9 protein-coding genes are annotated in these 13,450 nt (G+C 70.6%); 4 read left to right on the forward strand and 5 right to left on the reverse strand.

Annotated features, from left to right (window positions below; genetic code table 11):
• Nucleotides 1-8: 8 nt before the first annotated feature.
• Nucleotides 9-680 (reverse strand): response regulator transcription factor, encoded by a 672-nt coding sequence (locus tag G6O54_RS21500; RefSeq protein ID WP_165227858.1) that lies wholly within the window; start codon nucleotides 678-680, stop codon nucleotides 9-11.
• A gap of 206 nt (nucleotides 681-886) precedes the next feature.
• Here G6O54_RS21500 and G6O54_RS21505 point away from each other — a divergent pair, with 206 nt between their 5' ends.
• Both G6O54_RS21505 and G6O54_RS21510 read left to right on the forward strand, forming a co-directional pair.
• On the forward strand, nucleotides 887-1,522 hold the full coding sequence (locus G6O54_RS21505) for a DUF1003 domain-containing protein (protein ID WP_165227861.1): 636 nt from the start codon (nucleotides 887-889) through the stop codon (nucleotides 1,520-1,522).
• 105 nt (nucleotides 1,523-1,627) lie between these two features.
• Nucleotides 1,628-3,307, forward strand: a complete 1,680-nt coding sequence (locus G6O54_RS21510; RefSeq protein ID WP_250847013.1) for a lipopolysaccharide biosynthesis protein — start codon at nucleotides 1,628-1,630, stop codon at nucleotides 3,305-3,307.
• Nucleotides 3,308-3,320: 13 nt separating this feature from the next.
• Here the strand turns inward: G6O54_RS21510 and G6O54_RS21515 are convergent, their stop codons facing one another.
• The 3 genes from G6O54_RS21515 to G6O54_RS21525 form a co-directional block, all read right to left on the reverse strand.
• A complete protein-coding gene (locus G6O54_RS21515; RefSeq protein WP_165227865.1) occupies nucleotides 3,321-3,890 on the reverse strand; it encodes a Uma2 family endonuclease in 570 nt (189 codons plus the stop codon).
• Between the two features lie 90 nt (nucleotides 3,891-3,980).
• Nucleotides 3,981-6,794, reverse strand: coding sequence for a hypothetical protein (locus G6O54_RS21520; RefSeq protein WP_165227867.1), 2,814 nt, complete (start codon nucleotides 6,792-6,794; stop codon nucleotides 3,981-3,983).
• Between the two features lie 16 nt (nucleotides 6,795-6,810).
• Nucleotides 6,811-10,374, reverse strand: a complete 3,564-nt coding sequence (locus G6O54_RS21525) for an MSCRAMM family protein (RefSeq protein ID WP_165227869.1) — start codon at nucleotides 10,372-10,374, stop codon at nucleotides 6,811-6,813.
• 138 nt (nucleotides 10,375-10,512) lie between these two features.
• On the opposite strand from G6O54_RS21525, the gene G6O54_RS21530 reads away from it, so the two are divergent.
• On the forward strand, nucleotides 10,513-11,442 hold the full coding sequence (locus G6O54_RS21530) for a sugar phosphate isomerase/epimerase family protein (protein ID WP_165227871.1): 930 nt from the start codon (nucleotides 10,513-10,515) through the stop codon (nucleotides 11,440-11,442).
• A 79-nt stretch (nucleotides 11,443-11,521) separates the two neighbouring features.
• Here G6O54_RS21530 and G6O54_RS21535 read toward each other — a convergent pair whose 3' ends face one another.
• Nucleotides 11,522-12,409: a vWA domain-containing protein gene (locus G6O54_RS21535; protein ID WP_250847014.1), complete on the reverse strand. Its 888-nt coding sequence runs from the start codon at nucleotides 12,407-12,409 to the stop codon at nucleotides 11,522-11,524.
• Nucleotides 12,410-12,624: 215 nt separating this feature from the next.
• Here G6O54_RS21535 and G6O54_RS21540 point away from each other — a divergent pair, with 215 nt between their 5' ends.
• The gene (locus G6O54_RS21540; protein ID WP_165227873.1) at nucleotides 12,625-13,446 is read left to right on the forward strand and encodes a TerC family protein; all 822 of its coding nucleotides are present in this window, start codon (nucleotides 12,625-12,627) and stop codon (nucleotides 13,444-13,446) included.
• Nucleotides 13,447-13,450: the final 4 nt, after the last annotated feature.

Genomic DNA, 13,450 nt, shown 5'->3' on the forward strand with positions numbered 1-13,450 from the left:
TGCTGGCCTCATCCCCGGAGCTCGTAGCCGACACCGCGGACCGTCCGGATCCGGCCCCCCGCCCCCACCTTCTCGAGCTTCTTGCGGAGGTAGTTCACGTAGACGTCGATCACGTTGGTGAGCCCCGACTGCGGGTCGTCCCAGACGTCGCGGGCCAGGTCGTCGCGGCGGATGGCCCGGTCCGCCCGCCGCATGAAGTACTCAAGGAGGGCACACTCGCGGTCGGTCAGCTCGACGTGCCGGCCGCCCGAGGAGAGTCGCCTTCGGACGCGGTCCAGGTCCAGGCCCGCCGCGTGCAGGACCGCGTCGGCCGCTTCCTCTCTCCGCCGGAGGCAGACGCGAAGCCTCGCCAGCAGCTCCGCCCAGGCGAAGGGCTTGGTCAGGTAGTCGTCCGCACCCGCGTCAAGCCCTCGCACGCGGTCCTCCACCTCGCCGCGGGCCGTGAGCATCAGCACGGGCGTCCGGTTCCCCGCGGCCCGCAGCGCGGCCAGCACGTCGATCCCATCCCGCCGCGGCAGCATCACATCCAGGATCAGGCAATCGAAGGCCTCCGCCGTCGCCGTCGCCAGGCCGGCCTCGCCGTCCTCGGCCGCGGCCACGTCGTACCCCTCCTCGGTCAGGCCGCGCAGGAGTGCCCCGCGGAGCTTGTCCTCGTCCTCCACGATGAGTATCCGCGCCATGTTGAATATCCGGGAGGAATACGCCCCTCGATCCACCGATCCCTTCTAGCACCGCGCCCGCCCCTCGTCCATCGGCCGTCGGGCCGCGGGCGACGAATGCCGGCATGGATCTTGCGACTCTAATTTCTATTCAGAACGTTGCGCCGCCGGGGCGGGGAAGTCCGCGCGATCGAGGGGCGTGGACGACGCGTGGGAGAGGATGCCGCATGGAACCGATCCGGTCAATCGACGAGCTCGCCCGGCGTAATGTGTCGATCATCGCGGAGATGGAGCGGGCGGCGTCCGGCGTGCGGTCGCGAGGGGAGCGGGTGGCGGACCGGATCGCGACGGCGGTGGGGAGCTGGCCGTTCATCCTCGCGCAGTCGGCGATCCTGGGCGTCTGGATCATCCTCAACCTGCTCGCCTGGTCCCAGCACTGGGATCCTTATCCGTTCATCCTCCTGAATCTCGCGCTCTCGTTCCAGTCCGCGTACGCGGCCCCCATCCTGATGATCAGCCAGAATCGTCAGGCGAAGCTGAGCGAGCGCCGGAACCACCTGGACCTGCAGATCAACATGCTGGCGGAGCAGGAGACGACCGAGATCCTCCGATTGCTGCGGATGCTCTGCGAGCACACCGGCCTGCGGCTCGACGAGGAGCGTGCCTCGGAGGAAGCGATCCGGCAATCCAGCCTCGTCAAGCAGATCCAGGGGGAGATCGAATCCCAGATCGAGCAGGTGGCCGAGGTGCTCGACGCCCACGCCGGTGAGGCCAGGAGTGACGACCCAGCCCCCGTCACCGCAGCATCGTCCCCGGCTTCGGATCGGACGCAGGTTTCGCGGGAGGATTGCGCGGCCGGCTGATTGGATTTGGGCTTTCGAGCCCGCGCGCCAGCGGCTAAGATGACGCCCTCCACAGTCGCGGAGCGCCCAGGAGTGTCCACGCCGTCGCCGTCGAGGAAGGATCCCGTGAGTACGGCCGTCGCCACCGCCGCCCACGGCAGCAGCCGCACCCTGCCCCCGGTCCTGGGGCGGCTCCTTAGTGCCAGCTTCTGGCTGGCCCTCCGAGTCCCCCTGCAGGCACTCTTCGCCCTCTGGACGACCCGCCTGATCGTGGGCGCGATCGGGCCGGGGATGAGCGGGGCTTACAAGTTCGCCTGGGGCTTCGGCTTCTTCCAGATGCTCTTCGAGTTCGGGATCAGCTCCGCGCTCCAGCGGCAGATCTCCGACTCGTGGACCCGCGACGACCGCGACGGCGTCAACCGCGCCGTGGCCTGCGGCCTGAACTTCTACGCGGCGATGGCCCTGGTCCAGGTCGTGGCGCTGCTCGCGGTCATCTACGGGGCCTTGCCCTACTCGCAGTTCGCGATCGGGTCGCCGGCCGTGACCGCCCGCGTCCTCAGCGACCAGCTCCTGGGCGATCCGCTCCACGGGATGGGCTCGATCGCGTCCAGCCTCCGGGAATATGACTTCATCGCCAAGCTGCTCTGGCTCCAGATCCTCACGGCCCCCTGCTATGGGCTCTCGGTGGTGGTCGCCAGCGTGCTCCAGGCGGCGCGTCGGTACGATTTCATCCCCCGCCTCGAGATCGCCATCACGATCCTCCGGTTCCTCATCCTCCTGGGCGGGGTGATGGCGGGCCTGGACTTCTACTGGATCGTCGTCGCCCAGATCGCCGTGCAGGTGGGCCTGTCGCTGGGCCCGGGCCTCTGGGTGATGGTCCACGACCTGGGCCAGTCGCTCCGCTTCAACGGGGCCCGGCTGGAGGACTACAAGGCGCTCGGTCACATCAGCTTCTACATGGCGCTCATCCAGCTCAGCGTGGTCCTGGGGGACAAGATCGACACCACGATCCTCGGCTTCATGCACCCGACACCGGGCCAGGCCACGGCGGTCTACGACGTGGTCAGCAAGCCGTTCCTTCAACTCCGCCAGACCGGCTGGATGCTCGCCTACATGGTGATGCCGGCGGTCGCCAGCCTTTCCGCCGCGCGCGACCTGAGGGGCCTGGAACGGGTCAAGTATGACGGCACGCGGCTGCACGTCGCGGTCCTCTTGCCGGTGGGCCTCCTCGCCTGGATCTACGCCGCGCCCTTCCTGTCGCTCTGGATGGGATCGCGGCTGGGCCAGGATGCCGGCAGCTACGCCGGCCTGATGCGACTCTTCCTGACCGCGGCCCTGCCGCTGGTCCTCTCGGTGCCGGTTCAGATGGCCATCGGCATCAACCGGATCAAGGTGATCGCCCTGGCCGCGATCGGCGGCGCGCTCATCAACCTGCCGATCAGTTGCTACCTGACGGCGCGGATCGGCGTGGCCGGCGTGATCTGGGGGACCGTGCTGACCACGTTCGTCTCCAACCTGGTCGTCCCCGGCCTCTATATCTTCCGCGTCCTGGAGCTGGACCCGAAGACGATCCTGACCCGAACCCTCGGCGCCCCGCTCGCCGGCGCGGCCGCCCTGATCGCGGCGACCTGGCTCCTGGGCCTCGCCCTGCCGATCGCCGCCAGTGGCACCGACCTGCGGGCGCGGACGGGCCCGCTGCTCTTCCATCTCGCCGTCGGCTCCGCCGCCTATGCGGCGGGGTATCTCGCCGTCTCCTACGGCCGCCGCGACCTGGTCGAGGTGCTGGGGAAGTTCCGGCGGGCGTGACAGAGCCAGCGCATCAACCCGTTACATCGAACGCCCAGTCCACAGCCATTCGCCAGCCCGGGACGGCGGGCTCGGCGTCAGCTTCTTCGCCCGAGTGAAACGCGTCGGGGTTGTCCGGGGCGTCGGCGCGGAAGACCCGGATGCAGTCGTCCACCGGGTCGACGTCCCAGACGATGAGGGTCCCGGCCTCGAAGTAGTCGGCTCGCTTCGCGGCCATCTCGGCCTCGGCCGACGGCCCGAAATCGCCCTCGCCCCGGACCTCGACGGCGAAGGTCGGCGGGCCATCCACGAACCGCATCGAGTTCCTGGGCAAGGGGCCGTCGTAGTAAGCGACATCCGGGCTGAAGGACTGCCGCCCTGAGCTCAACTCGGCGACGGCGAACCCCATGTTGTCGGTGTACGCGTCGCCTCGACGCAGGATGTCCGTATAGCCGGCGAGGCTTCGGTAGATTCTGCCGGCCACGAGGTTCGGGCGGCGACCCGTCGGCCTGATCGGGATGATCCGCCCGCCGATGAGCTCGGCCTTGCCGTCGACGCGGTCGAGGTCGTCGAGCGAGGCCGCCGTTGGAGGGATCGTCGACATCGCGAAGCTCCTTCGGGCGGGACGACATCGGGGACAGTCGAGATCGAGCTCGTCACACTGATATCCGATCACGAATGGCCTCGGAAGACCTTACGGGATCTCGATCTCCTCCGCGGGCACCCGTGCGATGACGTGGCGGCCGACGAAGCCGTAGTAGCGCTTCCACTCCTCGCCGAGCTTCACCTCCTCGGCCTGCCAGATCAGCCCGCCTTGATCGAAGGCCTTCTCCGTCACGGGTTTGCCTTCCTTGATCGTAATCCTCGAGATTGGGGCTCCCTCGTACTGAGTCCAGCGCCCGCGGATCGGCCGGTTGGGCAGCGGCACGGCGCGGACCTCGACCCCCTCCTCGAACTCGCCGGCCAGGGTGAAGAGGGCCCGGTGGCGGCGGACATCGTCGGGCGTGGCCGGCCGGTTCAGCTCGGGGAAATTCAGGGTGGCCGTGAGTCCCCAGGGGAGGAATCCCGGGGGCGACCCGGCGGGGGGGCCCAGGAGGCCGCCGTACTCCTTCAGCAAGGCCCGGCAGGCGGCGATGCCCGCGTCCTTCTCGGCGGGCGGCCAGCCCAGGATGAACTCCGGGAAGCCGTCGATCCTCGCGAGCTGCGCCGCCGCCCGGTCGCAGATGCGGAGCTTGCCCGTCGTCCCGACCGGGGGCAGGAGCGGATCGAAGGGTGTCACGCTGAAGCCCATGGAGGCGTTCGGCCACTCGACCGTGATCGTCGTCTCATCCTTCCGTCGGGTCGTGCCGATCTCGGTGGTGTCGGCCAGCAGCCGATCCACGAGCGTCCGGAAGGACGGCTGGGCCAGGAGCGGCGAGGAGACGAGTTCGAACAAATGGTGACGCCCGCCCCGCAGGGTCGCCGACCATGGCGAGTCCTCCCGGCCGAACAGGGCCTCGGCCGCCGCCGCGATCGCGGGGCGCTCGCGGTGTTGCCAGAGGGGTTCGAGGATCTCGAGATTCCAGTCCTGGACCATTTCCGGGACGAGCCGCCGCGCGACCAGCGCGTACTCGTCGATCGCCCGCTCATCCCCGGCCTTGATTCGCTCCGCGATGAGCCGTGCAAACGAACCGGCGAGCCGCGCCGGCCGGTACGTGTCCCCGTGCGGATCCGGTTTCATGTCGGCGGCCATCCGGGCGGAGAGCATTGCCATCACCGGCACGGCCGCGACCGGGTCCCAGCGGCGGAGGTGCATGCAGAGGGCATTCGCCGCGTCGAGGTCGTAGGTCGGCAGGTTTCGGCCCGCGTCTTCGGGCCGGGACATCGCGTCCACGCGGCGGGCCATCAGCGCGGAGACGGTCGGCTCGTGGCCGGTCCGGAGCGAATCCCCTTGCCGATGCGGCGGCTGGTCCCGCAGGACGGGCGGGCCTTCCACGGCGACGATCTGCCCGGCCGCCTCGCCCCACTGCGTTGCCGTGGCGTCGTCCTTCGCGAGCGTCCGATACCAGCGTTCGGCCGGCGACAGGCCGCGGGTCTTCTCCCAGTACGCGCGGAACGCCCGGGCCTGGGCCTGGAGGTCGTCCGCGGCGGATCCGGTCGGCTGCAACCAGATCGATCCGACACCCTCGATCGTATTCGAGCCCAGGATCTGGATGAGCAGGTTGCGGGCGAAGTGCCGGACCGGCATGGCCTGGCCGCTGGACATCCCCCCGCTCGAAGGAATGACCGAACGGGTCAGTCGACCGTCGGATTCGAGCGTGCGGATCAGCGGCCCGACGGCCGCATCGCCCTCGGCGGAAAGGAGGCGGAGGGTCGTCTCGTTGGCGGGCTGGCCGTTCTGAGGCGCATTCTGAGGCGCGTTCACCTCGTCCAGGTCGCGGACCAGGGCGGCGATCCTCGGCCCGCGATCCGCCCCGGCGGCGGGCTCGGGGATCGGCCCTCGCGGCGTCTCGGAGGCCCGACGCTCCTGGTCCGCGAGCAGCATGGGGAGCTGGTCGAGGAAGTCGAAGTAGCCGGGCTTCGGCGCGTTCCAGTCTCCCCGCTGAGGCGGTTGGAAGCCCATCGCCTCGGCCCTGGTGCGGATGGCCTTGCTCGCCCGATCCACCTCGCGAAAGCGGAGCAACGCCAGGCGATCGTCGCCCCGTCGGTGGGCGTTGAGGCCGGAGATGAAGAGGGCGCGGAGCCAGTCGGTTCCCAGCGAAAGATAGGAGATGTGGTAGTCGGTCAGGTCGGGCTCCAGGCCGTCGGGCTGCCAGGGTGTGGCCGCCGCGAACAGCTCCTCCACCAGGTCGGCCCGGCCGAGTCGAAGCAGGATGCACGGGGCGAGGGGGTGATAACTCGCGGCCGTGACCCCGAATTCCTCGTCGCGACGTTCTGCCCGGCGCGTCCAGGGCGGCATCCCGAGGATGCGGCCGGATCGTTCGCGGGGTCTCGCGGCGTATTCCTTGATCCTGGCCCGGACCTCCGCCTCCAGGTCCGCGGGCCCACCGACCTCGGCGACCGGATAGATCAGCCCATTCCAGGCGATGGCGAACCGTGGCTTGCCTTCCTCGCCCGGGAGGACCCATCCCGCGGTCGTGACGGGCGCCCCGCCACGGTGTCGAGCCACCGGAGCCGCTGCCTTCGGTGCGGCGGGGACGGGTGGTCCCCCGAAGCCCCGGAAGGGTCCCGGGTCATTCGGATTCGGCCCGGCCGAGTCCTCGACGCCGACGACGATGGTGCGATACTCGCAGGCCCGAGGGTCGGCCAGGCCCTGATCGAAGAGAGCGGCCGCGGCGTCGACGAGGAACCGCGGCAGCTTCGTGGCGGGGGGCGTCCATGGTCGGTCCTGGGCGGGCGGGACCGGCAGGGATGTTCCTCCGAACGGCCCCGGGGGCGCCGGCGGGTCGGCGGACAGGGCGAGGCCGGGGACGAGGAATGGCAGGACGATGGCAAGTGCGGATGCCATGGCGGTCGGTCGGGCGCTCATCGCGGTGCCTCCTCCTTTAGTCGAGATCGACGAACGGCCAGATGCCCCCGGGCCACGGGGCGACGTCCCAGGCCGCACGCCTCCGGCGGTCGATCGGGAAGCCGAGCATCCTCGCCAGCGCCAGGCGGCTGATCGAGCGAGTCGAGATCCGGATGGTCTGCACCTGATCCCGTGGGGCTCGGAAGAAGAAGGTCCTGGCGGTCTCGCGATCGGCGGGAATCCTCCGGACGATGGCCGCGATCGCCTCCGGATCCACGCACCCGAGGGGGCCGACCACATTCGGGAGGACGACCATGCTCCCGTCCGGGACGCGTCCGGAGAGCTCGAGGATGGCGTCCTCCACCGGCCGGGCGACGACCCTCGCGGCCTCCGCGTCGTAGCGAGCCAGCGCGGCGGCGAGCACCGCGACCGCCTGCAAGGTGCTCCCGCGATCCTCGGCCGAGAGCGGAACCCGGGCGGCGACCGCCTGCCAGAATCGCTCCGCCAGCCGGTCGGGCTCGATCCGCTCGACGAGCGGGAGGAGCGCGGCCATGGCGCGGGCGGAGCCGATCTCGAGGGCCCGCCGCGGAGCGGCCCTCGCGCCCTGGAACTGATCGAAGACCTGGGCAAGGAGCTTGCGCGCCTCGTCCGGGCGCGAGTCGGCGAGTCCGACGGCCATCTCGCCGATCGCCATCGCCTTGAGGATCGGCACGGACATGAACGCGTTGTCCTGGAGCGGGTCGAGGATCTCCGGCAACCTCCGCGCGCGGGGCAGGTCCGAGACGGCCATCCGCCGGCAGGTCCTGAGGAAATCCCGGGGATCCACGGGCAGGCGCGAAGCCTCTGCGCCGGCGAAGGAGAGGCGAATCTGCCGCTCCGCCTCGGCGGGGTCCGTCACCGCGATCCGCCGGGCGATCTCCCCCCGAAGCCGGCGAGCGGTCGGTTCGTCCGGGGGCCTGCCTACGGTCTTCCCCTCGACGATCGCCAGCGCCGCGGGCAGGTCCACGAGCGCCAGCCGGGGTGCGAAGCTCTGGGCTACGGAGGGAATCGCATCGAATCCCGATCCCTGCGTCAGCAGCGGCTGCGCCAGGCGTACGACGCTCCGGGCCTTCTCGATGTCGCCCGCCGACTCGTGGCGATCCACGATCTCCTGCAGGAGGCCGAGTCGTGGCCCACTCCCCTCGATCCGTCGGGTCTCCACGAGCGCCCGGCCGAGCAGCCCGGCCCGCTTCTCGCGGAGCAAGCCTGCGTCGCAGGCGTCGGCCAGGGCGAGGAAGCCGGTCGCCCGGGCGTAGGAGTCGCGGTCCGAGAGGACGAGCCTGATCGCCTCGTCGAAGCTCGATTCCGCCCGCGCCCTCGCCAGCTCATGGATCATGGTGGACGGCTGGGGAAAGACGCGATCCCGGAGCTTCCGGAGCGTCCCCTCCGGATCGCCCCAGGCCATCGCCTGCTGGGAGATCATCGGGTCGTACGAGTTCGGCCAGGCGGGCTCGAGATCAAGCGGAGGCGTCAGCATCTCGCGGGCGAGGGTCCGTTCGGCGTCGCGCGGGACCGGCCAGGGACGCGTGGCCATCGGCTCCGGGGGCTCGGTCGTCCTGGAGACGACGATGTCCAGCCCTTCGCGGCCCGGCGTGACGAGGAGCCCGCGGAAGCGAAAGCGCTCCTTGCGGACGAACAGGAATCCACGCTCCCGCTCGAAGCCATCGAGCCGGAATGCACCCGCGGCGTCCGTCCGCGTCGCGGTGCGTTGTGGGCCGTCGCCCGACTGGAAGACCTCCGCCCCCTCCACGGGCCGCCCGTCGCGGTCGAGCACGCGTCCGACCACGGCGTCGGAAGGCGGGATCTTCAGGGCGATGAGATCTGGGAGCTCGATGTCCTCCCCATCGCGGGCATGGAGCCAGCCCGAGCTGACCGACAGGCAACCCTCGGCCGTGACCGTGACCTGGTAGTCGTCCTTGCGGGGCAGGACGCGAGGGGTCTCGAACCGGCCGTCCGGCCCGGTCCGGGGTTCCTCGTCGCCGTCGAAGTGGAACATGTCGGTCGTCGCCCCGCTGTCGCCGACGGTCTTCATGGCCTGGACCTTCACGAGTGCGCCGGGCACGGGCCGGCCCTCGCGGCCGACCAGTCGGCCGCGGAGCGAGAGCGTCGGCGCCGCGACCAGTCGGATCGACACGGACGAGTCCCGCCCCGCGACGGCCCGGACGGGCTCGCTCGTGGACAGGCCGGGGCTCGCGGCCGAGATCTTCACCTCGAGGCGCGGGGGAAGGCCCTCGAGCTGGAATCGGCCCTCCGCGTCGGTGCGGTCGGCGGCCTGGCCCGAAATGGCCGCCCCGTTCTCATTCATGAACCAGTCGCCGATGACTCGGGCGCGGGCCACAGGCCGTCCCCGGTCGTCGAGCACCACCCCCCGGAGCGGCGGGGCGGCCGGCGGGACCTGGAGCGTGCCGAGGTCGAACTCGGGCGGGCCTTCCGGCACGGTGTACGATGGCATGTGCCCGGCCGGCCAGCGATGGTAGCGCGGCGGGAGGTCGGGGATGGAGAGCGTCACCTTGCCGGGTACGATCAGGACCGAATACCGTCCCTGCGCGTCCGTCACCGCCGGGTTGGTCCCGTCGTTCTCCGGATCGATGCGAATCCGGAGCCCGACGATCGGCGCCCCGGTCCCCTTCTCGACGATCGAGCCCCGGACACGGACGGCCGGCACGATCGCGATCTCCGCGGACGCCTCGCGTCCCGGCTCGATCGTCCGGTTAGGGACGTGACGCGCCCGGAAGGCGGATCCCGCCGGGGGCTCCGCGTTCAGGTAGAGCATGCCCTCCGCGATCGCGGGGATGCGGAACCGCCCCTGATCGTCGCTGATCACGTCGGCCCAGCTATTCCAGCCCCGATTCCCTTCCGGGCCGCGCATCTCCCAGATCGAGGCCGACACCTTCCAGCCCCGCAACGGGGCGGTCGTTCCGGCCGGCGCGACGATCCGACCCGAGATGGAGGCCGTCCGATGGAGCGTGATCGCCCGGGGCCCCGCTGTGGCCGGTGCGTAAATCGCCTGCACCCCCAGGCCGTTCGCCTCGACCTCGACGCTCATGAGATCCGGCGACGCGACCCCCTCGAGGGAGGCTCGCCCCTGATCGTCGGTCGCCCGATCGAGACGCTTGGCCAGCGAGTCGGGGATCGTCCCGATGCCTCGGGCCAGGTTCCCCGGCCGGACCCGAGCCCTTGCCACGGGCCGCCCGTCGGGCCCCTTGACGACGACCTCGGCGCGGGCCGACGGCCCCAGCCGAATCGGCGGCAATTCGCCCTCGAAGGGCCGCTCCGCGGGCAATCGCCGCACCCAAAGGCGCGAGCCGGGCTGATGAACCCAGAGGATCGGCCCGGCATTGTCGTACAGGCCGAACCGGTCCGAAATCACCGGGATCCGGAACCGCCCCGCCGGGTCGGTCGTCCCCTGGGCGTTCAGCTCCCGGTTGTCGGCCGTCCATCCCGTGATCTGGACGACCGCGCCCGCCGCGGGCCGGCCGTCGGGGCCGAGGACGCTCCCCCGCACCTCCGTCTCCCCCGCCGCGGAGACGCACGACGCCAGCAAGACCGCCAGGATGCTCATGGTGTCCCTCCCTTCGCCCGGTGCTGCCTAGCATAGCCGTGACCGACTGCGGGGTCGATCCGGACGCCGGCGCGGCGCACAATGAGGGATGCTTCGCGTCCGGGGTCGTCCCGGGCGCCCGACTGGAGGGAGGAACCCATGAGGTATCGCGTCGCGGCTTTCGTGCTCGTCGGGCTGGGTCTGTTGGTCGTCGGAGAGGGGATCGCGGCCGGGCCGGGGCCGGGGGCCGCGAGAGGGAAGGGGGACGGGCCGGTGGCGCACGCCTTCTTCCCGTTCTGCATCGACTGGCACGACTCGAAGAAGCGGACGATGGAGCAGCAGGCGGCGATGCTCAGGCAGCTCGGCTTCGATGGCGTCGGGCACATCTGGCTGGACAACGTGCCCGAGCGGCTGAGGACCCTGGACGCCGCCGGCCTGCGGCTCTACCAGATCACCATGACCATCGACATCACCCCGGGCAAGCCGGCCTTCGATCCGAAATTCAAGGACGTCCTCAACGAGGTCAAGGGGCGGGGCGTGCAGTTCCTCCTGATCGTCAACGGGGGGAAGCCGTCCGACCCCGCCACCGATGACCGCGTGGCGGCGGTCGTCCGCGAGATGTCCGACCTGGCGAAGGGCTCGGGCGCGGAGCTGCTCCTGTATCCGCACACCGGCAACGTCGTGGAGCGGATCGAGGACGCGACCCGGATCGCCGACAAGGTCGATCGGCCCGACGTCGGGGCCATGTTCAACCTCTGCCACTGGCTCCGGGTCGACACCAGCCGGGACTATCGCCGGGTCCTCGAGCGGGCGATGCCCCGATTGCGGGCCGTCTCGATCAACGGGGCCGACGAGTACGACCCCAACCCCGGCTGGTCCCATTACCTCCAGCCCCTCGACCGCGGCAACTTCGACGTCGGCGCCCTCGTGAGGACCCTGGACGAGCTGGGCTACCGGGGCACGATCGGCCTCCAGTGCTACGGCATCGAGGGGGACGTCGCAGACCACCTGGCGCGGTCGATGGGCGCCTGGCGAAAGATGCGCGACCTGCCGGCGGCCGCGGGGCCGGTCGGCACGCAGTCAAAATAGGCTGCGATCGCGGGGCGTCTTCGCCTCTTCTCGGCCACTTCGCCTCGACCGCGATCTGCCTTAATAAGTATGCAGGGGGTCAAGGGCTGGCGTGCAGATTGCCGGGACGAGAGGCGTAGACGCCGCCGGAATCCTGGGCGATGCGTCTGAGGTGATTGCCCGCCTCGCCGGCGGCGAGGTCGACGCAGTGGATGGGGGTCTTCGTGGTATTGGCGCGGGCGATGGCCTCGACGGTGCCGTCGGGGAAGTCGCCGTCGGAGAGGAGGAAGACCGCGTCGGGGCGGAGCGAGAGGGCCTGCAGGACGGCGAGCTTGGGCTCGGTCCCCCCGTCGGGGCCGATCAGGCGGAGCCAGCTCGTGAGCTGGTCCTTGTTCCGCTGGTCGGCCGGCCGGGGGATGGGGCCTCCCGGCATGGGGGTGGTCGTGTCGTTATAGAAAACCACCTCGAACCGCTGGGGCGGCTGGAGGGCGAAGATGCTGTGGCGGAGCTCGATCTTGGCGCGGGTGAGGCGGTCGTCGTCGATCATGCTCCCGGACTGGTCCACGACGTAGACGAAGAACTGGCCGCGCGCGTGGATCCCGAAGAACGAGGTCTGCCGCCAGGCGGGGAGCTCGGCCCAGTCGATCTCCTCGCCGTAGGATCGGTCCTTCGGCGACGTGGCGTAGCCGGGAGGGCGGAGGAGGGGGCTTTTCGGCCGTCGGGCCTCGGCCTCGGTCCGGGACATGACCTGCGGAGGCCCCGAGGGCTTGCGGGCCGGGCCGGCCGGCGAGGGCCTGGCGGGGCTTGCGCCGGTTTTCTTCGCGGGCTCGTCCCCGGCCTTCGGCCGGCTCCCCGCGACGGGCTTCGGCCGGGATTCTCCGGCGGCCGGCTCCTGGCCCGATGCATGACCGGACAGCCCGAGGACCGCCAGCACGGCGAGGACCGCGGCCATCCGGGAGGAGGCGGATCGTTCTCGAAGGGTGGCCATGATTCGCGGGCTCCCGGGCATCGGCGACGCGATCCACCGTCCTTTCGGCCTGACCGAGATTATCGCGAGGCGGGGGGCAACGCCAGGCGATCTGTCCAGCGGGTCGCCCCGCGGCCCCCGACGTGTTACGCTTGGTTCCTGTCACGATTCGAGCGCAGGTGGAGCCGGCCGCTCATCGGGAAGGCTCGGAACAAAGGCGCGGAGAGCCGCGGGACATGCTGGGACTCGAGCTGCACGATTTCCCCCTGATCCTCTGGTATGTCTTCTCGTTGGTGATCCTCGAGGGCCTGCTGAGCGCGGACAACGCCCTGGTCCTGGCCGTGATGGTCCGCCATCTGCCCCGCGAGGATCAGCGCAAGGCGCTTCGATACGGGATCTGGGGCGCGCTGGGCTTCCGCCTGGCCGCCGTATTGATGTCGGCCTTCCTGCTGCGGTTCTGGTGGTTCAAGCTGGTCGGCGGGGCCTACCTGATCTACCTGGCCGTCGCCCACTTCCTGATGCCCTCGCACGAGGATGCTCCGGACCCGGCCTCGGAGACCGGCGAGCGTCGACTCCGGCGGACGTCCTGGCGGAAGTCGTTCTGGGGGACGGTCGTTTCCGTGGAGCTGGCGGACGTGGCCTTCTCCATCGACTCCATCCTGGCGGCGGTGGGAATGGCCGACAGCCTCCCCGAACGGTTCGGCGACGCCTGGCGGTTGATCATCATCTACATCGGCGGCGCGCTCGGCATCATCACGATGCGGTACGTGGCCGGCTACATCATCCGCCTGCTGGACCGTTTCCCCGGGCTGGCCGCGGCCGCCTACCTGCTGGTCGCCTGGATCGGCCTGAAGCTCATCGCCAGCGGCCTCCACGACGGCGAGCACATCCCCGATGAGATCCCGGACTGGCTCTTCTGGGCCGTCATGGTCGCGATCGGGATCGCCGGCATGCTCTCCCGGCCGAGGTCGCACGCCCGGGAGTCGGGGACGGGGCGGGCCGGCGAGGATGCGTCCCGAGAGGAGACCGAGCCGAGCACGACGGCCGGACGGGGGTGAGCGA

The organism is Aquisphaera insulae, from assembly GCF_011064615.1.
Classification (GTDB): domain Bacteria; phylum Planctomycetota; class Planctomycetia; order Isosphaerales; family Isosphaeraceae; genus Aquisphaera; species Aquisphaera insulae.

What these genes read in the sequence shown, in the direction of transcription:
- G6O54_RS21525 (WP_165227869.1), bottom strand. Translation starts at nt 10,374, where the DNA reads ATGAGCATCCTGGCGGTCTTGCTGGCGTCGTGCGTCTCCGCGGCGGGG.
- G6O54_RS21520 (WP_165227867.1), bottom strand. Translation starts at nt 6,794, where the DNA reads ATGAGCGCCCGACCGACCGCCATGGCATCCGCACTTGCCATCGTCCTG.
- G6O54_RS21535 (WP_250847014.1), bottom strand. Translation starts at nt 12,409, where the DNA reads ATGGCCACCCTTCGAGAACGATCCGCCTCCTCCCGGATGGCCGCGGTC.
- G6O54_RS21530 (WP_165227871.1), top strand. Translation starts at nt 10,513, where the DNA reads ATGAGGTATCGCGTCGCGGCTTTCGTGCTCGTCGGGCTGGGTCTGTTG.
- G6O54_RS21505 (WP_165227861.1), top strand. Translation starts at nt 887, where the DNA reads ATGGAACCGATCCGGTCAATCGACGAGCTCGCCCGGCGTAATGTGTCG.
- G6O54_RS21500 (WP_165227858.1), bottom strand. Translation starts at nt 680, where the DNA reads ATGGCGCGGATACTCATCGTGGAGGACGAGGACAAGCTCCGCGGGGCA.
- G6O54_RS21515 (WP_165227865.1), bottom strand. Translation starts at nt 3,890, where the DNA reads ATGTCGACGATCCCTCCAACGGCGGCCTCGCTCGACGACCTCGACCGC.
- G6O54_RS21540 (WP_165227873.1), top strand. Translation starts at nt 12,625, where the DNA reads ATGCTGGGACTCGAGCTGCACGATTTCCCCCTGATCCTCTGGTATGTC.